At 35.9% G+C, this 18,034-nt stretch carries 20 protein-coding genes and 1 other annotated feature; all 20 genes read left to right on the forward strand.

What is annotated here, in order from left to right; translation table 11 throughout:
* The first annotated feature begins 67 nt into the window (after positions 1-67).
* The 20 genes from FC66_RS00305 to FC66_RS00400 all read left to right on the forward strand — a co-directional run bounded on the left by FC66_RS00305 (position 68) and on the right by FC66_RS00400 (position 18,004).
* The gene (locus FC66_RS00305) at positions 68-769 is read left to right on the forward strand and encodes a Bax inhibitor-1/YccA family protein (RefSeq protein ID WP_157051971.1); all 702 of its coding nucleotides are present in this window, start codon (positions 68-70) and stop codon (positions 767-769) included.
* Between the two features lie 151 nt (positions 770-920).
* Complete coding sequence (gene polA / locus FC66_RS00310) at positions 921-3,602, forward strand: DNA polymerase I (protein ID WP_057973372.1); 2,682 nt, start codon at positions 921-923, stop codon at positions 3,600-3,602.
* 21 nt (positions 3,603-3,623) lie between these two features.
* Complete coding sequence (gene mutM, locus FC66_RS00315) at positions 3,624-4,457, forward strand: DNA-formamidopyrimidine glycosylase (RefSeq protein WP_057973373.1); 834 nt, start codon at positions 3,624-3,626, stop codon at positions 4,455-4,457.
* A gap of 2 nt (positions 4,458-4,459) precedes the next feature.
* Entirely contained in the window at positions 4,460-5,059 is a 600-nt protein-coding gene (coaE, locus tag FC66_RS00320; RefSeq protein WP_057973374.1) for a dephospho-CoA kinase, read from the forward strand.
* Positions 5,060-5,092: 33 nt separating this feature from the next.
* On the forward strand, positions 5,093-5,566 hold the full coding sequence (nrdR, locus tag FC66_RS00325) for a transcriptional regulator NrdR (protein WP_057973375.1): 474 nt from the start codon (positions 5,093-5,095) through the stop codon (positions 5,564-5,566).
* 21 nt (positions 5,567-5,587) lie between these two features.
* Positions 5,588-6,985, forward strand: a complete 1,398-nt coding sequence (locus FC66_RS00330) for a replication initiation and membrane attachment family protein (RefSeq protein WP_057973376.1) — start codon at positions 5,588-5,590, stop codon at positions 6,983-6,985.
* 2 nt (positions 6,986-6,987) lie between these two features.
* A complete protein-coding gene (dnaI, locus tag FC66_RS00335) occupies positions 6,988-7,926 on the forward strand; it encodes a primosomal protein DnaI (protein ID WP_057973377.1) in 939 nt (312 codons plus the stop codon).
* Positions 7,927-8,254: 328 nt separating this feature from the next.
* Positions 8,255-10,201 carry a threonine--tRNA ligase gene (thrS, locus tag FC66_RS00340; RefSeq protein ID WP_057973378.1) on the forward strand — a complete coding sequence of 649 codons (1,947 nt, stop codon included), beginning with the start codon at positions 8,255-8,257 and terminating at the stop codon, positions 10,199-10,201.
* Between the two features lie 60 nt (positions 10,202-10,261).
* Positions 10,262-10,400: a sequence feature (ribosomal protein L20 leader region), on the forward strand.
* Positions 10,401-10,456: 56 nt separating this feature from the next.
* The gene (gene infC, locus FC66_RS00345) at positions 10,457-10,957 is read left to right on the forward strand and encodes a translation initiation factor IF-3 (RefSeq protein ID WP_057973379.1); all 501 of its coding nucleotides are present in this window, start codon (positions 10,457-10,459) and stop codon (positions 10,955-10,957) included.
* A gap of 26 nt (positions 10,958-10,983) precedes the next feature.
* The gene (gene rpmI, locus FC66_RS00350) at positions 10,984-11,184 is read left to right on the forward strand and encodes a 50S ribosomal protein L35 (protein ID WP_057973380.1); all 201 of its coding nucleotides are present in this window, start codon (positions 10,984-10,986) and stop codon (positions 11,182-11,184) included.
* A 57-nt stretch (positions 11,185-11,241) separates the two neighbouring features.
* Entirely contained in the window at positions 11,242-11,601 is a 360-nt protein-coding gene (rplT, locus tag FC66_RS00355; RefSeq protein ID WP_057973381.1) for a 50S ribosomal protein L20, read from the forward strand.
* Between the two features lie 73 nt (positions 11,602-11,674).
* Positions 11,675-12,334, forward strand: a complete 660-nt coding sequence (gene tenA, locus FC66_RS00360) for a thiaminase II (protein WP_057973382.1) — start codon at positions 11,675-11,677, stop codon at positions 12,332-12,334.
* A gap of 154 nt (positions 12,335-12,488) precedes the next feature.
* Positions 12,489-13,022, forward strand: a complete 534-nt coding sequence (locus FC66_RS00365; RefSeq protein ID WP_057973383.1) for a YqeG family HAD IIIA-type phosphatase — start codon at positions 12,489-12,491, stop codon at positions 13,020-13,022.
* Positions 13,015-14,151 carry a ribosome biogenesis GTPase YqeH gene (gene yqeH, locus FC66_RS00370; protein WP_057973384.1) on the forward strand — a complete coding sequence of 379 codons (1,137 nt, stop codon included), beginning with the start codon at positions 13,015-13,017 and terminating at the stop codon, positions 14,149-14,151. The genes FC66_RS00365 and yqeH overlap by 8 nt, the downstream gene beginning before the upstream one ends.
* 17 nt (positions 14,152-14,168) lie before the next feature.
* A complete protein-coding gene (yhbY, locus tag FC66_RS00375) occupies positions 14,169-14,483 on the forward strand; it encodes a ribosome assembly RNA-binding protein YhbY (RefSeq protein ID WP_057973385.1) in 315 nt (104 codons plus the stop codon).
* A gap of 26 nt (positions 14,484-14,509) precedes the next feature.
* Positions 14,510-15,157 (forward strand): nicotinate-nucleotide adenylyltransferase, encoded by a 648-nt coding sequence (locus FC66_RS00380; protein ID WP_057973386.1) that lies wholly within the window; start codon positions 14,510-14,512, stop codon positions 15,155-15,157.
* Complete coding sequence (yqeK, locus tag FC66_RS00385) at positions 15,147-15,743, forward strand: bis(5'-nucleosyl)-tetraphosphatase (symmetrical) YqeK (protein WP_284060665.1); 597 nt, start codon at positions 15,147-15,149, stop codon at positions 15,741-15,743. Before FC66_RS00380 ends, yqeK begins: the two co-directional genes overlap by 11 nt.
* Positions 15,744-15,753: 10 nt before the next feature.
* Positions 15,754-16,110: a ribosome silencing factor gene (gene rsfS, locus FC66_RS00390; RefSeq protein ID WP_057973388.1), complete on the forward strand. Its 357-nt coding sequence runs from the start codon at positions 15,754-15,756 to the stop codon at positions 16,108-16,110.
* On the forward strand, positions 16,110-16,850 hold the full coding sequence (locus tag FC66_RS00395) for a class I SAM-dependent methyltransferase (RefSeq protein ID WP_057973389.1): 741 nt from the start codon (positions 16,110-16,112) through the stop codon (positions 16,848-16,850). Before rsfS ends, FC66_RS00395 begins: the two co-directional genes overlap by 1 nt.
* A 2-nt stretch (positions 16,851-16,852) precedes the next feature.
* Positions 16,853-18,004, forward strand: coding sequence for a nucleotidyltransferase (locus FC66_RS00400; protein WP_235804029.1), 1,152 nt, complete (start codon positions 16,853-16,855; stop codon positions 18,002-18,004).
* Positions 18,005-18,034 lie beyond the last annotated feature (30 nt).

Below are 18,034 nucleotides of genomic sequence, written 5' to 3' on the forward strand. Positions count from 1 at the left end.
AGATTCTTGATAATATTAAATAATTTGATACACTTGTGCTTATACAATGAACCAGGAGGAAAAAGAGATGGATAATCAAAATAGAGTTATTATTAACGAAAATGATGGATTAAATAATTTTTTATCAAAACTATATGGGTATATGGCGCTTGCAGTTGGCGTTTCCGCCATTACGTCGTTTCTAACCTTAACGGTCTTTCAAGAATCAGTTTTTGGGTTTATGGCTGAAAATCGCTGGTCAATCTGGGCGTTATTTATCGTTCAGTTGGTGGTTGTCTTAAATATTAATGTTAAGGCTTCAAGGGCACCTTTCGTAACCTTCGCTTTATTAATGGGTTATTCGGTACTTGAGGGCGTGACGCTTTCGTTAATTATATCAATGTATTCGGTTGGGAACATTATTGCCGCGTTTGCTGCAAGCTCAGCCGTATTCGTTACAATGACTATTTTAGGAAATGTAACGAAACGAGACTTAACCAAGTTGGGTACTCAAGCATTAGCTGCTTTAGTTGGGTTAATTGTCGCTTCGTTTGTTAATTTATTCTTACAAAGTGAACTGATTAACTACGTATTCTCATATGTAGCAGTTATTATTTTCACTATTTTAACGGCTTGGGATACACAAAAATTAAGACAGATATTTTTACAACGTAACAGTGATATTTCAGTTCCTAATCTGGCAATGACGGGTGCATTAATGTTGTATCTTGATTTTATCAACCTATTCATTTCATTCTTGCGAATATTCGGTTACGGTGGTAGAGATTAGTAATTAATAAAATAAGTCGTTTAAACCTCTAAGTTAGTCATTCATAACTTAGGGGTTTTTATTACTTTAGAGATATTGCGTGATAAATTATTAATCATGGCTGATGTTTGTTAAAATGGGGATAGAGATTTTAAAAGGAGACGGATATCAGATGACGAATACTAATGAAAAACTATTATTAATTGACGGAAATAGCATTGCGTACCGTGCATTTTTTGCACTTTATCAATCTGTAGATCGATTTACGAATCAAGCAGGGTTACATACAAATGCGTTATATGGTTTCAATAATATGTTGAATGTCATATTGGATACCGAAAAACCCACGCATGTTTTAGTTGCTTTTGATGCTGGAAAGACGACATTTAGAACAAAAAAATATGACAATTATAAGGCCGGAAGATCAAAAACGCCACCAGAATTAAAAGAACAAATGCCTTATTTCAAAGAATTATTGGCTGGATACGGAATTAAAACGTATGAACTAATTGATTTTGAGGCTGATGATATTATCGGAACAATGGCCAAAAAGGGTGAAGCAGCGGGGTATGATGTTACAGTTGTAACTGGAGATCGTGACCTGACACAGTTAACGACTGATAAAGTAACTGTTTCAGTTACTAAAAAAGGTGTTAGCGAAATAGAAAAATTTACGCCGGCACATGTAATGGAAAAGTTTGGGTTAACACCGTTACAAATTATTGATATGAAGGGGTTAGTTGGGGACACGTCTGATAACTATCCCGGTGTCACTAAAGTTGGTGAAAAAACAGCAATTAAGTTGTTAACTGAATATGGTTCAATGGAAAATCTTTACGATAATATTGATCAATTAAAGAAAAGTAAGATGAAGGAACATTTAATTGAAGATAAAGATCAGGCATTCATGAGTAAGGATTTAGCAAGAATTAGACAGGATGCACCTATTACAATTGATTTTCCTGATACAAAATGGGAAGGACAAGACCTAGATAAATTAGTTGCTTTCTATGAAGAAATGGACTTTAAAAAGTTTTTAAGCCAGCTGAATTTAAATCCGACATCTGATAGTCTTGAACTAAATTTGTTCCCAGAACCCAAAAAGACGAATTATGTTACATTAACAACTGATAATTTGGATGACTTAAAGCAATTATCACAACCAATTTCATTTTATTTAGAGATGTTAGATGATAATTATCATACAGCGGATTTCGATGGATTTGCTATTGGCGATGGCGAAAAATTCTTTGTGACTCAAGATGTTGCGTTATTAAAATCGGCTACTTTGGTTAATATTCTTTCGGATTCCTCAATTTCAAAGAATGTATTTAATTTTAAACGTAGTTATGTTGCTTTAAACCGTTTAGGGATTCAACTTGATGGAACTGGATTTGATCTTCTATTAGCCTCATATTTGTTAGATACAAGTGATAATAGTGATGATCTTAGCAAGGTTGCACAAAAACATGACTATTATGATGTTAAGACGGATGAGGAAGTATATGGAAAAGGTGTTAAGCGTGGAATTCCAGAAGACGAAGCTACTTTCTATAATCATATGGCATCGAAAGTCGAGGCTTTGCATCTTTTAAAAGCCCCATTGATGGCGGGATTGGCCGACCATGAGCAACTTAATTTATATACAGATATGGAACTTCCACTATCACTTGTATTAGCCAAGATGGAAATCCAAGGAATTACCGTGGATGCGGATCGACTAAATACCATGCAAGGCGAGTTTTCAACTATTTTAACGGAGATGGAAACTAAAATATATGCCGAAGCGGGTGAAGAATTTAATATTAATTCACCAAAGCAGCTGGGTGTTATTTTATTCGAAAAATTGAAGTTACCAGTTGTTAAGAAAACTAAAACGGGTTACTCAACTGCTGTTGATGTTTTAGAACAACTTAGTACAGTAGCACCAATCGCGGACCTAATTTTAAAGTATCGACAAATTGCAAAAATTCAGTCGACTTATGTTGAAGGATTATTAAAAGTTAGACATGCCGATAAAAAAGTTCATACGAGATATTTACAGACATTAACGGCAACGGGACGGTTATCATCTGTTGATCCTAACTTACAAAATATACCGGTTCGCGTTCCCGAAGGTAAAAAAATTAGACAGGCGTTTGTCCCTGAACACAAGGGATGGAAAATATTCTCATCTGATTACTCGCAGATTGAATTACGTGTTTTGGCGCATATTGCCCATGACGCTAACATGCAAGAAGCGTTTAGAGAGGGAATTGACATTCATGCCAATACTGCAATGAGAATCTTCGGATTAGACTCACCGGATGAAGTAACGCCAAATATGCGTCGGACGTCTAAGGCCGTTAACTTTGGAATCGTTTATGGGATTAGTGATTTCGGGTTATCGAAAAATATTGGTATTACTAGAAAACAGGCACAAACGTTCATTGATACTTATCTAAATGAATTCACAGGTGTCAGGGATTATATGGAAAATGTTGTACGCGAAGCTAAAGATAAAGGTTACGTTGAGACACTATTTCATCGTCGTCGTTATTTACCAGATATTAATAGTCGAAACTTTAACTTACGTTCATTCGCAGAAAGAACAGCGATGAATACACCTATTCAGGGAAGTGCTGCTGATATTATTAAAGTGGCGATGATTAATATGAACAAAATGCTTGAAGAAGAACATTTACAAGCTAAAATGTTATTGCAAGTACATGATGAATTAATTTTTGAAGCGCCAGAAGAAGAAATTGCTATTTTACAAAAGAAAGTACCTGAAGTTATGGATGCCGCTGTTTCTTTAGAGGTTCCTCTAAAAGTTGAAAGTGCATTTGGCGATACTTGGTTTGATACTAAATAAAAGTGGTGAGGAGGAGATAGTATGCCAGAGTTACCAGAAGTTGAAACGGTTCGAAGAGGTCTTAGTCAGTTAGTTATTGGCAAGACAATTAAATCCATAGACGTCTTGTGGCCCAAAATTATAAATGGGGATATCATTCCTTTCAAACATGAATTAGAAGGACGGAAAATTGAATCAATTGATCGGTTGGGTAAATATTTACTTTTCCGGTTTGATAATCAAATGACAATGGTATCTCATCTTCGAATGGAAGGTAAATATTTCGTTCGCGCCACAGATGAACCAATTGAAAAACATTCACATGTCATCTTTCACTTAACCGATGGCCAAGACTTAAGATATAATGATGTTCGTAAATTTGGTCGAATGCAGTTAATTCCGACCGGGCAAGAACGTGAGCTTTCGGGTCTTAAAAAATTAGGACCGGAACCGACTGAAAATGAATTTAAACTCAGCAATTTCAAGAAATATCTAGCGCGGAAACATATGTCTATTAAGCCTGTGTTACTGAACCAGGAAGCAGTTGCCGGTCTGGGGAATATTTACGTTGATGAAGTATTATGGATGAGCAAAATAAATCCAGAACAACCAGCAAATTCAATTTCCGATAGTAAATTAAGCAGTTTACGTAAAAATATTATCCTTGAATTAGCTACTGCGGTTCAAGCTGGTGGGACAACAATCAGATCTTATACCGGCGCGTTTGGTGAGACTGGACTGTTTCAATTTGACTTAAATGTTTATGGCCAAACTGGTAAACCATGCCCTAGATGTGGGACACCCATAGTTAAAATAAAGGTGGCACAACGGGGAACCCATTATTGTCCGCACTGCCAACCACTGAGGAAAGTCTAAATATGACCTATATACTTGGATTGACTGGTGGGATTGCGACGGGTAAATCAACCGTTAGTCATATTTTTAAGAATTCAAATGTGCCTGTTATCGATGCAGATATTATCGCAAGGCAGGTTGTTGAGCCAAAATCGGAAACTTTGAAAATGATTATCAATGAATTTGGTGAGAAGTATCTCATGGAAAATGGCGCTTTAAATCGTAAAAAATTAGGGAAATTAGTTTTTAATGATGGTGCGGCGTTAGAAAAGTTAAACGGTGTTATTCATCCCGCTATTAGAAAAGAGATTTTAACGCAAATTCAGTTTCAAAAAAAATTAGGTAGTCCGGTAATCGTTTTAGACATGCCGTTGTTATTTGAACAGAATTATCAAATAATCTGTGACGCCGTTATGGTTGTTTTCGTACCTGAAACAACCCAGTTAAAACGATTAATTAATCGAGATGGCTTGACTTCCGACGAGGCGCAATTAAGAATTAAGGCACAATGGCCAATTCAAAAGAAGAAAGATTTAGCTGATTTTGTGATTGATAATTCGACAACGGTTGCCGTCACGAGGGGTCAAGTGCTAAACTGGCTTAGTAATCAAAATAATGACTAAATAAATGTAAATAAAAAATAATGAGGTGTCACAATGAAATGTCCACATTGCCAACATAATGGCTCTCGAGTCGTTGACAGTCGACCAACAGATGAAGGTCGCGTTATCAGACGACGTCGCGAATGTGAAAATTGTGAATTTAGATTCACAACATTTGAACGGGTTGAAGCTACACCATTACTTGTTATTAAAAAGAATGGAACGCGAGAAGAGTTTAACCGTGAAAAAATTCTTAAAGGGATTATCAGATCTGCTGAAAAACGACCAGTTTCAATGAAGGATATTACTCATCTTGTTGACCAAGTTGAAAATAATGTTAGAGCATTAGGCGAAAATGAAATTTCAAGTCAACTTATTGGTGAATACGTCATGGGACTACTCGCTGATGTTGACGAAATTGCGTACATCAGATTTGCCAGTGTTTATCGTCAGTTTAAAGATATGAGCGTTTTCCTTAAAGAATTGAATGAGATGATGGATCGGGATAAGACACCTACCGATAAGTAAGATTTGAAGGAATGATAATCAATGATTGAAACATGGGAAAATATGAGTCCAAAGGACGGCTACGTCGTATTAATGGATGAAAAGGTTACAAATGATGATATAGAACGATTAGACTACTTGTATCAACCTATTATGGGTGTGATTGCGAGTGGTCTATTTTCACTACTAAAGGGTGAAGCAAACCAAAATCCACAATTGTCTAATCGGAAGATGCATAACGAGTTGCTCTCATTATTGAATATTGATTTAGCAGCATTCTATGAAGCTAGAAGTTCACTTGAGGCTTTAGGTCTTTTAAAAAGTTTTGAAAAAGATGATATTATGGGAAAAGTGATGGTCTATCAATTGCGTCGGCCTTTAGAAGCGACAGATTTTTTTACAGATGACTTGCTTAGCATCCTGTTATGGGAATCGATTGGAGATACACGGTATAAAGAAATTACTGCGCGATTTGCATTACCCGTGTTAAAGTTAGACGGATTTAAAGAAGTTTCGAAAAGTTTCTTGGATGTTTTCCAAGTTAGCCAAGTACATCTTTCTAATAAACCTGATATTATTTCCGAGAGTAAAAAATCGTTTTTAACTAATATAAAAACTCCGCAAAAATTGATTGAATCAGACAATGTTGACTCATTTGATTTTAAATTTTTTATTGAATTATTGAAAAAAAGTTTTGTGTCTTTAGATGAAATTAATAATCAACAAGATTTGATCGTTTCAGAGCATCTCTTATATGATATTGACGAGATTGAAATGGCGCAGTTTATTGGTGATGCGGCTGATTTATCAACCAATGAAGTTGATTATAATGCCTTTAAGCAAAAGATTGCTCATAAATATAATCAACAGGTTAAACTAAAAAAACAAGAAGATCCAACGAATGATGATGAACAGGATGGCGGTCATAAATCAGTTGAGACCCTAAAAAAGGTTGGCTTTTCACAAGAAGATTCGCAATTAATTCTCGCTAGCGATGCATACAGTCCCTTCGATTTTTTGAAATCATTGAAGGAGAGTAAGGGCGGCTACGTAACCGATAATGAATCTTATCTGTTACAACAACTTGTACAACGCCAAATATTTACCAATTCAGTGATTAATATTTTGATACATTATATTTTAATTGATCGAGACTTAGCAACGCTTAATAAATCATTTGTTGATACTATGGCCAATGACTGGTCACAGCAAAAAGTGAAAACACCTGAAGACGCGATTAATCAGGTTCGTCATTTTAATACGAAAAAAACTGAAACTAAAGTAACAAATCAGCGTCAAAGAAAAATAATAAAAAAAGAAACGTTGCCTGATTGGGCAAAGGATGATTATCAAGCACCTGAGGCAGATACTGAGATTGATAAAGCTGCATTGCAACGACAACTTGATGAGTTTAATAAAACGGCACCAAAAGGAGGATGACAATGGAGGATTTAGGGACAGAAATTAAGAAATTTCTAAAAAATGAAAACTTAAGTGAACGATATCCTAACGTGAATTATCGTGATTTGATGAAGAAAGTTTACGAAGATCCAGACGTGATTGCTTTTTTGGATAAAAACAAAGCTGAATTAACGGAGTCTAATGTTCAAAGGGCCGACGCTAAATTGTATGAATTTTTATCTGAAAAAAATAAAATTATTTTAGGTAAAGGGATGATAGCGCCCGGTTATAAACCTCAGTTAGTTTTGAATAATCATATGATTGATGTATCTTATGTACCAACGGATGCGCTCATTGAGACGCAAAAAAGTAAGGCGTTAGCTAAGCGTGTTAAATCTATGAGTATGTCTAAAGATATTAAAAATGCAACGATGAATGATTTTGATATGGATGGGCGAGGGGATGCCCTCAGCCAAAGTCTGAAATTTATAACTGGATTTGTGGCTAATCCTAACGCCTATCATCAAGCGATGTATTTTTACGGTAGTTTTGGAGTTGGGAAAACGTATCTCTTAGGTGCTATGGCCAATGAGTTGGCTAACCGTGGCTATCAAACAACCTTAATGCATTTTCCCAGTTTTGCCGTTGAAATAAAAAATGCAATTAGTGATAATCGCGTTTATGATATGCTAAACGCTGTTAAAAAATCTGAAATTCTAATGATTGATGATATCGGCGCGGATGCAATGTCCAGCTGGGTTCGAGATGACATTTTAGGCGTTATTTTGCAGTACCGTATGCAAGAGGAATTACCAACTTTCTTTAGTTCTAACTTTTCGATGAAACAATTGGAAGATGAACATTTGCGTATTAGTCAAAAGGGCGAAGATGAACCGCTTAAAGCAAAAAGAATCATGGAACGCGTTCATTTTTTAGCAAAAGAAGTTAAAATTGTTGGTAAGAATAGACGACCTAAGTAAGATTAGTAGTTGCTAAAATGAACTAAAAATGGTTAAATAGTTATTAAATTGATACGGAAGATTACATTCTTTTTTTATGTCCGCAGGGAGAGAAAGCATAGCTGAAAGCTTTCTTGGCAGAGAATAAGTGATGACCACTTCCATAATGTTGCCTGACTTTTTGTTGGGTCGGATTGAATCCGTTAAAATCTATGGAGAAATTTTTGTTTCGGCAAAGATTTGAATTTGGGTGGAACCACGTTAATCGACGTCCCTAATACACAAGCTTATTTGTGTATTAGGGACTTTTTTTGTATCAAAAAATAGATAAATAATGGAGGAAGTTAACATGTCAAAAATAAATATTACATTTCCAGATGGCGCAATCAAAGAATTTGATGCGGGCATTACAACAGAAGATGTTGCTAAATCAATTAGTCCTAGTTTAGCTAAGAAATCAATTGCCGGTAAATTCAACGGTGTTTTGGTTGATTACCTTCGTCCATTAGAGGCTGATGGTGCTATTGAAATAGTCACTAAAGATTCTGAAGATGGATTGGTTGTTTTATGGCATACTGCCGCTCAAGTTTTGGCTAATGCTTTACAACAATTATATCCAGGTATGAAATTTGGAATGAGTTCTGATATTGAAAATGGATTCTATTTCGATACAGATAATGGAGAAACACAGGTCAGCGTTGATGATTTGAAAAAAATCCAAGACAAAATGAAAGCTATTGTTAAAGAAAACTTAAAAATTGAACGTCAATTAATTTCAAAAGCTGAAGCGCTTGAACTATTCGCTGGAGATCCTTACCGTGCTGAATTAGTTGTAGAAGCAACTGATGAAAATGGCCAAGTTGAAGTTTACAAACAAGGCGAATTTGTTAATTTAAGTGATGGTGCTCAATTACGCTCAACGGCAGACGTTAAAATTTTTCAACTATTGTCAGTTGCCGGTGCATATTGGCAAGGTAAATCAAGTAATCCAATGTTACAACGTGTTTACGGAACATCATTCTTTAAACAAAAAGACTTGGATGCAGAATTAGTTCGTCGCCAAGAGGCACGTGAGCGTGATCACCGTGTAATCGGTAACGACTTAGATTTATTCTTTGTAGATCCTAAAGTTGGTGCTGGATTACCTTACTGGTTGCCTAATGGTGCCACAATTCGTCGTACGATTGAACGCTACATTGTTGATAAGGAAGTTTCAAATGGTTATGACCACGTATACACACCTATTTTGGCTAACTTAGATTTATACAAAACTTCAGGCCATTGGGATCATTATCGTGAAGATATGTTCCCACCAATGGATATGGGAGATGGCGAAGAATTGGAATTACGTCCAATGAATTGTCCTTCACATATTCAAGTGTACAAGCATCATATCCGTTCATACCGTGACTTACCTATCAGAATTGCTGAATTAGGTATGATGCATCGTTATGAAAAATCAGGTGCGCTTTCAGGATTACAACGTGTACGTGAAATGACGTTGAATGATGGACATACATTTGTTGCACCTGATCAAATTCAAGAAGAATTTAAAAGTGTACTTCGTTTAATGATGGAAGTTTATGCTGATTTTGGGATTGCCGACTACTCATTCCGTTTAAGCTATCGTGACCCAGCTAATACAGAGAAGTACTTTGATGATAATGAAATGTGGACTAAATCACAAAATATGCTAAAAGGTGCTATGGATGACTTAGGTCTTGATTACTATGAGGCTGAAGGTGAAGCAGCATTTTACGGTCCTAAATTAGATGTTCAAACAAAAACGGCATTGGGTAATGATGAAACATTGTCAACAATCCAATTAGATTTCATGATGCCTGAAAAATTTGAATTATCATACATCGGTGATGATGGTGAAGAACATCGTCCAGTCATGATTCATCGTGGACTTGTTTCAACAATGGAACGTTTCACTGCTTACTTAACAGAAATGTACAAAGGTGCGTTCCCAACATGGTTAGCTCCTAAGCAAGTCACAATTATTCCCGTCAAGAATGATCTCCACGCTGACTATGCGCATGATCTACGTGCTAATTTAGTTGCTCGTGGCGTCCGTGTAACGGTTGATGAACGTAATGAAAAAATGGGTTACAAGATGCGTCATGCACAAGTAACTAAAGTTCCTTATATTTTGGTTGTCGGTGATAATGAAGTGGCGGAGAATACCGTTTCTGTTCGTCGTCATGGTGAAGATGATTCTAATGTGTTCACAAAAGAAGACTTTATTAATAACATTTCAAAAGAAATTGCGAACTACAGTCGTAAGGCGTAAAAAAGATTCGTTTCAATTGGCTTGACAAAATGTTACCAACTTGTTATGATTTAAAAGTTAAGAAAAAAGCAGAGGCTCCCGCTTCTCGCCTGAAGGGACAAAAGAGTCTCTGGGCAGAATATTATTGAAATTAAATTCCAATTAAAATGGATTTCAAGCGGGCTGTGATAATTTATTATTACTGCCCGTTTTTCTGTGCTTTTTCTCAAAAAAATTTGGAGGTGCATTGCCATAGCAGTTGATAAAGTAGACAAAATGGTCAATGAAGGTATCCGCGCGTCGGAACTTCGTTTAATTGGTGACGATGGTGAACAGCTTGGTGTTAAAACCAAACAAGAAGCATTAGATATGGCAGAAGCTGCCAATTTAGATGTTGTTGTTGTTGCTGCTAACTCGAAACCACCTGTTGCTAAGATCATGGATTATGGGAAATATCGTTTCGAATTACAAAAGAAACAAAGAGAAGCCCGTAAAAACCAAAAAATTGTTAATGTTAAAGAAGTTAGACTTAGTCCAACGATTGATATTAACGATTTCAATACAAAATTGAAAAATGCCTCAAAATTCCTTGCAAAAGGTGATAAGGTTAAAGTATCAATTAGATTTAAAGGCCGTGCAATTACGCATAAAGAAATCGGACGTGATGTCTTGAATCGCTTCGCTGATGCTGCTAAAGAAGCTGCAACGGTTGAATCAAGAGCGAAGATGGATGGACGTAGTATGTTCATGATGCTTGCACCTAAGGCTGAAAAGTAAAGCTATATTAGGAGGATATTAGGATTATGCCAAAACAAAAGACTCATCGTGCATCAGCAAAACGTTTTAAACGTACAGGAAATGGTGGCTTAAAACGTTCTAAAGCTTATACAAGTCATCGTATGCATGGTAAAACTAAGAAACAACGTCGTCAATTAAGCAAATCAACTACAGTGTCAGCATCAGATAACAAGCGTATCAAACAAATGCTTTCACAAATGAAATAATAAATATAAATTAGACAATTGATGCCATTTTAAATGGCTCAATAAGGAGGAATTTTCATGCCACGAGTTAAAGGTGGAACTGTTACACGTCAACGTCGCAAAAGAATGCTTAAATTAGCAAAAGGTTACCGTGGATCAAAACATATCCAATTTAAGGTAGCTAAACAACAAGTAATGAAATCGTACCAATATTCATTCCGTGATCGTCATCAAACAAAACGTAACTTCCGTCGTCTATGGATTGCACGTATTAACGCTGCAGCACGTATGAACGGTTTAAGTTACAGCAAGATGATGCATGGCTTGAAATTAGCAGAAATTGAAGTTAACCGTAAAATGTTAGCTGAATTAGCTGTTAAAGATTCAGCAGCATTTACTGCTGTTGCAGATGAAGCTAAAAAAGCATTAAGCAAATAATAAATTCAAGAGGGTACTTGACCAATCGTCAAGTGCTCTCTTTTTTTAATAAATTTCTGTAAAGGAGTTAAGCATGTTATTTTCAGAAAAGGTACGACGAGAATCAAATGATTGGTGGGAGCGGAGTTTTGAACATCCATTTATTAAACAACTAGTTGATGGTTCCTTACCTGCGGAGACTTTTAGATATTATTTAATTCAAGATCATTATTATCTGAAACACTTTAGTAAAATTCACCAATTAGTTGGGGAGCAATCAGATGATGCAGAAATCAAAAAATTAATGTTTGCTTCTGCTGAAGGATTAGCACAGAGTGAGTCAGCAATTAGAGATGATTTTTTTAAAGAGTTAAATATTACGGATGAAGAAATTGAGCAAACCGGAATTGCACCAACTGCGTACCATTACGTATCACATATGTATCGTCAATTAGCTGAATTTAATCCAGAAGCTGCATTTTCTGGCCTTTTACCATGTGCTTGGCTCTATTTAGAGATTGGTTACAAGTTAATTGGTAAAGGCTCTCCGAATCCGATGTATCAAAAATGGATTGAAACGTATTCAACTGATGAATTTAAAGAATCCGTAGATAATCAACGACGCTCATTAGATAGAGTCGCAAAGGAATCGAATCCAGAGACTGTTGAAGCAATGGCGAATGCGTTTAAAATAAGTAGCATTGAAGAATATAATTTTTGGGGAATGGCGCTTGATCATCAGACTTGGGAGTAAAGATATTTTCATAAACGACCAGGATTGACGAAGGTTTTGAGCGTTTCTTTCATTGTAAAGTGAAATTAAATTCAATTGTTTTCATAGAAAACATGCAATTTAAGTGAAAGTACATTATACTTAGATTATTATTCTAAAATTGAGGTAACTAAACATGCTTGAGAGATATAAACCAACCTGGATGGTTGAATCAATCTATGATTTAACGCCAGAAGATTTACAAAACCATGGCATTAAAGTTGTTATGACTGATTTAGATAACACATTAATTGCGTGGGATAATCCAAATGGAACACCTGAATTAAAGAGTTGGCTTGAGATTGTTGCTGCGGCTTCAATTCCAGTAATTGTTGTGTCAAATAACAGTCATGAGCGTGTTGAAAAGGCATTGGAACATATAGGATTGCCATTTGTTTCACGAGCACTGAAGCCCTTTACAAAAGGAATAAACCAAGTTAAAGATGAATTTAAGATGGATAACCAAGATTTAGTCTTAATTGGTGATCAGTTAATGACCGATATTGCTGCAGCTAATAATGCGGGAATTAAAAGTATTTTGGTGAAACCGCTTGTTGAATCTGACGCTTGGAATACGAAACCTAATCGTTTCATTGAAAAAAGAATTAAAAATCATTTGATTAAAAAACATGACTTTAAAACTAAATGGGGGAATTCATTGGATGACTGACATAATCGAAGTACCAGAAGTTGACGAAGATCTTTTTTGTATTGGTTGCGGCTCGAAAATTCAAAGTGAAAACGTTGATGAGTTGGGCTATACACCTAAGTCTGCAGTAAAAAAAGGACTTGAAACAAATGAATTATATTGCCAAAGATGTTTTAGATTAAGACATTACAACGAAATTGCTGACGTTAAGTTAACAGATGATGATTTCTTAAAATTATTGAATCAAATTGGTAGCGCTAATGCGTTAATCGTTAATGTTATTGATATTTTTGATTTCAATGGTAGTTTAATTCCTGGGTTACACCGTTTTGTGGGTGATAATCCCGTGTTAATGGTTGGAAATAAGGCTGACTTATTACCTAAATCATTAAGACGCTCGAAGTTAAAAGATTGGATGAGACAACAAGCTAACTTACAAGGATTGAGACCTATTGATGTTGCATTAACAAGTGCGACGAAGAATTTTGCGATTGATGAGTTGTTGGAATTAATTGAAAAATATCGTGAAGGTCGTGATGTTTACGTCGTTGGGGTAACTAATGTTGGTAAATCAACGTTAATCAATCAAATTATCAAACAAAGAACGGGTATTCAAGACTTAATAACAACGTCAAGATTCCCAGGAACGACGCTTGATAAGATTGAAATTCCACTGGATGATGATCGTGCTTTAATAGATACCCCTGGGATTATTCATCAGGATCAAATGGCCCATTATTTATCTGGTAAAGCATTAAGATTAGTTTCTCCACAAAAAGAAATTAAACAACGTGTTTATCAATTAAATGATAATCAAACGTTGTTCTTTGGGGCTGTTGCTAGATTTGACTACATTTCTGGTGGAACACCAGGAGTTGTCGTGTATCTTGATAACGATTTAATGATTCATCGAACAAAAACGGAATCGGCAAGCGAATTTTATGAAAAACATGCTGGCGGTTTGTTAACCCCACCAACAGATGATGAAATGGTTGATTTCCCAGAATTAGTCCGTTTTGAATTCAAAGCAACACAAAAAAGTGATTTAGTTTTTGCTGGTCTTGGATGGGTAACCATCAATGAAGGTGCAAAAGTCGCTGGCTGGGCACCAAAAGGTGTTTCAGTTCTTTTACGAAAAGCAATGATATAAGAGGAGTTAACTAACATATGACATTAAGAGGCAAACAAAAAAGATATTTACGCAGTCAAGCACATCATTTACGTCCACTTTTCCAAGTTGGAAAAGAAGGCGTATCGATTAGCTGGTTAAACCAGATCCGCGAAGCAATTGAAAAACGTGAATTAATTAAAATTAACATGTTACAAAATGCTTCAGTTGATACAAATGAAGTCCGTGTTTTCATCGAATCTAACAGTTCGATTCAAGTCGTTCAAGTAATTGGACATACTTTAGTTCTTTATCAAGCTGCAACAGATGTTGAAAATCGCGATATCTCTGATAAGGTTAATTTACTCGCTTAATTTAAAATTATGAGGAGGTTTTTGACTTGACCATTCAAGTACAAAAATTAAAAGAAATTAATTTAGTCACGGAATTTAAAACAGCCCCCATATTGGCTAGCGAAAAAAAACGCGTTGGTATTCTCGGAGGAACGTTTAATCCACCTCATATGGGACATTTAATAGTTGCTGATCAAGTTTGTCAACAACTAGGATTAGATGAGATTCGATTTATGCCGGATGCTGCGCCACCACACGTAGACAAAAAAGAAGCGATTGATGAAAAATATCGTCTTGATATGGTCAATCAAAGTATTGCTGATAATGTTAATTTTAAAATAGAAGATGCTGAGCTTAAACGCGGAGGTGTTAGTTTTACGTATGACACAATGGTTGCTTTGAAAGCTGAGCATCCAGAAAACGATTATTACTTTATTATTGGTGGCGATATGGTTGCCTACCTACCTAAGTGGTCTCGTATCGATGAGTTAGTAAAATTAGTTCATTTTGTTGGTGTTAAACGAACGGGATTTGAACAAAAGAGTCCGTACCCGATACTCTGGGTAGATGTCCCAACGATTGATATTAGTTCGACTCAAATTCGAGATAAGATAAAAGAAGGGCGTTCAATTAATTATTTAGTCCCTAAAGCTGTATCTGACTACATTGAGAAAGAAGGCTTATATCGTGAGTAATTTAGTTTATTCTAAGAACCTTTTCAGTGGAACTAGAGAAGAATTAGTACAAATTTTAAGAGATACTTTAAGTGAAAAAAGATTTCAACATGTATTAAATGTTGAAAAATCAGCAATTGAACTTGCTGAACGTAATAATGGTGATAGAGAGAGAGCCAGTATTGCAGGGTTAATTCATGATTATGCCAAGGAACAATCAGATGAAACGTTTATCACAGTAATTAAACAAAAACACTTGGATCCCGATTTGTTGAATTGGGGAAATGCCATTTGGCATGGTATTGTCGGTGCTGAGTTGATTCATGATGAATTAGGTATTTCAGATAATGAAATACTGACTTCAATTGTGAAGCACACAACCGGGGATGTTGATATGACTTTATTGGATAAAATCGTCTATGTAGCTGATTTCATTGAAGAAAGTCGAACTTTCCCCGGGGCCGTTGAAGCACGTAAAATTGCGGCTGTAAACTTAGATGCAGCCGTTGGATTTGAAACGAAACACACGCTAAGTTATTTAATTGATACCGATAAAAAAGTGTATCCTAAAACAATTTTGACCTTTAATAAATGGGTCGCAGAATAGAGGAGTAATAATGAATAGTATAGAAAAATTAGAAGTTGCAGTTAAGGCTGCTGACAGTAAACGTGGCGAAAAAACGGTAGCTATTGATGTTCATGAAATTAGCTTATTAGCAGATTATTTCATGGTAACGCAGGCTGATTCGGCTCGCCAAGTTAAGGCAATTGTCAAAGAAATACAGGACCAAGAAGAACTCGCAGGCGTTGAAGTTCGTCGCATTGAAGGACGTAACTCAACTAGCTGGGTTTTATTAGACTTTGGTGATTTAATTGTTCATGTATTCAAAACTGAATCACGTGAATTTTATGATCTTGAAAAATTCTGGTCTGAAGGCGCATCTGTTGATTTATCAGCTTGGATTGAAGAATAATGATTTACACCACCTTTTCAAAATTATATGATCAATTAATGGATCCTGATTTATATGATTCTTGGCAGACATTTGTCGAGGCACAAGTTCCCAATAAAAAAACAGAGATACTTGAACTAGCTTGTGGCGCAGGACAGTTAGCTATCGCGTTAACGCAGTCTGGTTATTCAGTTGTCGGGTTAGACCTATCTGAAGAGATGTTATCAATTGCTGATCAACATGCACAAGATACTAACGTGTCTTTACCGTTGCTACAAGGCGATATGATGGATCTAGAGGATTTGGAGTTACCACAATTTGATGCGGTGACTTGTTTTGCTGATTCTTTTTGTTATCTACCTGACGCTCAGTCTGTGGGCAAAGTTTTTAAATCAATCCATGGCCTATTACGAACGGATGGTCGGTTTATTTTTGACGTGATATCAACGCACCAAACAGATGATATTTATCCGGGGTATATGTATAACTACCAGGATGATAGCCAGGCTTTTTTATGGTCGACTTTTCAAGATGAACAACCACATAGCGTCGTTCATGAATTAACTTTTTTTGTTAAAAATGAGAGTAATGATCAATTTGAAAAAATCACTGAAGATCACCATGAAAGAACGTATTCTGTTGAAACGTACACTGAACTCTTAAAAAATGCCGGATTTAAAAATATTCAAGTTTCTGCTGATTTTGGTACAAGTAAAATCGATGATAAAACGACAAGATTATTTTTTGTCTGCGATAAATAGGAGTGAAACGTTTGGACACTACAGGGGTTATCGTTGAATATAATCCATTTCATAACGGACATTTGCATCAAATTAATCAAATAAGAGCACAATATCCTGACACAACGATTGTTGCCATTATGAGCGGACAATTTTTGCAGAGGGGTATTCCAGCGGCACTTGATAAAGAGAGCCGTACAAGGCAGGCATTACAGTCTGGTGTAGATTTAATGATTGAGTTACCCGTTGCGTTTTCTGTCCAACCGGCCGATTTATTTGCTAAGGGTGCAATTAAGTTATTATCGGGGATGAAAATTACCCGACTTGTATTTGGCGCCGAGCATCCAAAAATAGACTTTAAGTCTATTGCAGTTAAGATTCAAAATATTGATGGTGATTTTGATCAATTTAATGAAACTTATGCTAGTCAGTATCAGCAGGCCGTTTTTGATAGTACGGGCATTCATATTGACGAGCCAAATGATTTGTTGGGTCTGGCATATGCTGAAGCCTGTTTATCAGAAAAAGCTGAGATTCAATTATGTCCTATTCAACGGATTGGTGCAGGCTATCACGAAACCATATTTGATGACTCGCAAGAAATTGCAAGTGCCACCGCGATTAGACTGGCAATTAAAAATCAAGAATCCATTGAAAATGTCGTTCCAAGTCAGACGAAGATTGATGCAGAAAATGAAAAATGGATTGATTGGTATGATTTTTGGCCTTATCTTAAATATCAGTTGAGTCTATTAACGCCTGAGCAATTATCGACGTTTTATGGCATGTCTGAGGGAATTGAGTACCGATTGCTACAGCAGTACGAGAAATTACCTGAAGACGCTAGTTTTGATGATTGGGTCCATGCAGTAAAGTCAAAACGAGTAACTTATACAAAAATTTCAAGGCTCGCAACTTACATTTTATTAAAAATAAATAAAAATGAAATTGACAAACAATACAAGCAGCCTTATTATCATGTCTTAGGGTTCTCTAAAAGAGGTCAGAGTTTACTTAAGTATTTGAAGAAGGAAGTCCCATATCCAATACTAACTAAAATTAGTAAAAAAGATAAAGAGGGTCTTTATTCTTTAGATTATCGAGCAGGAATTATTTATGGCTTAGTTAGCCATAAGAAATCTGATCTTTTTAGACACCCCGTGCAAATTAATTAACAACCTGTCAAGGAAATATCATTGACAATG

Origin of the sequence: Dellaglioa algida DSM 15638 (assembly GCF_001434695.1) — a bacterium.
Lineage (GTDB): Bacteria > Bacillota > Bacilli > Lactobacillales > Lactobacillaceae > Dellaglioa > Dellaglioa algida.

Coding starts and splice junctions, on each gene's coding strand:
- FC66_RS00305 (WP_157051971.1), top strand. CDS start 68: ATGGATAATCAAAATAGAGTTATTATTAACGAAAATGATGGATTAAAT.
- polA (WP_057973372.1), top strand. CDS start 921: ATGACGAATACTAATGAAAAACTATTATTAATTGACGGAAATAGCATT.
- mutM (WP_057973373.1), top strand. CDS start 3,624: ATGCCAGAGTTACCAGAAGTTGAAACGGTTCGAAGAGGTCTTAGTCAG.
- coaE (WP_057973374.1), top strand. CDS start 4,460: ATGACCTATATACTTGGATTGACTGGTGGGATTGCGACGGGTAAATCA.
- nrdR (WP_057973375.1), top strand. CDS start 5,093: ATGAAATGTCCACATTGCCAACATAATGGCTCTCGAGTCGTTGACAGT.
- FC66_RS00330 (WP_057973376.1), top strand. CDS start 5,588: ATGATTGAAACATGGGAAAATATGAGTCCAAAGGACGGCTACGTCGTA.
- dnaI (WP_057973377.1), top strand. CDS start 6,988: ATGGAGGATTTAGGGACAGAAATTAAGAAATTTCTAAAAAATGAAAAC.
- thrS (WP_057973378.1), top strand. CDS start 8,255: ATGTCAAAAATAAATATTACATTTCCAGATGGCGCAATCAAAGAATTT.
- infC (WP_057973379.1), top strand. CDS start 10,457: ATGGTCAATGAAGGTATCCGCGCGTCGGAACTTCGTTTAATTGGTGAC.
- rpmI (WP_057973380.1), top strand. CDS start 10,984: ATGCCAAAACAAAAGACTCATCGTGCATCAGCAAAACGTTTTAAACGT.
- rplT (WP_057973381.1), top strand. CDS start 11,242: ATGCCACGAGTTAAAGGTGGAACTGTTACACGTCAACGTCGCAAAAGA.
- tenA (WP_057973382.1), top strand. CDS start 11,675: ATGTTATTTTCAGAAAAGGTACGACGAGAATCAAATGATTGGTGGGAG.
- FC66_RS00365 (WP_057973383.1), top strand. CDS start 12,489: ATGCTTGAGAGATATAAACCAACCTGGATGGTTGAATCAATCTATGAT.
- yqeH (WP_057973384.1), top strand. CDS start 13,015: ATGACTGACATAATCGAAGTACCAGAAGTTGACGAAGATCTTTTTTGT.
- yhbY (WP_057973385.1), top strand. CDS start 14,169: ATGACATTAAGAGGCAAACAAAAAAGATATTTACGCAGTCAAGCACAT.
- rsfS (WP_057973388.1), top strand. CDS start 15,754: ATGAATAGTATAGAAAAATTAGAAGTTGCAGTTAAGGCTGCTGACAGT.
- FC66_RS00395 (WP_057973389.1), top strand. CDS start 16,110: ATGATTTACACCACCTTTTCAAAATTATATGATCAATTAATGGATCCT.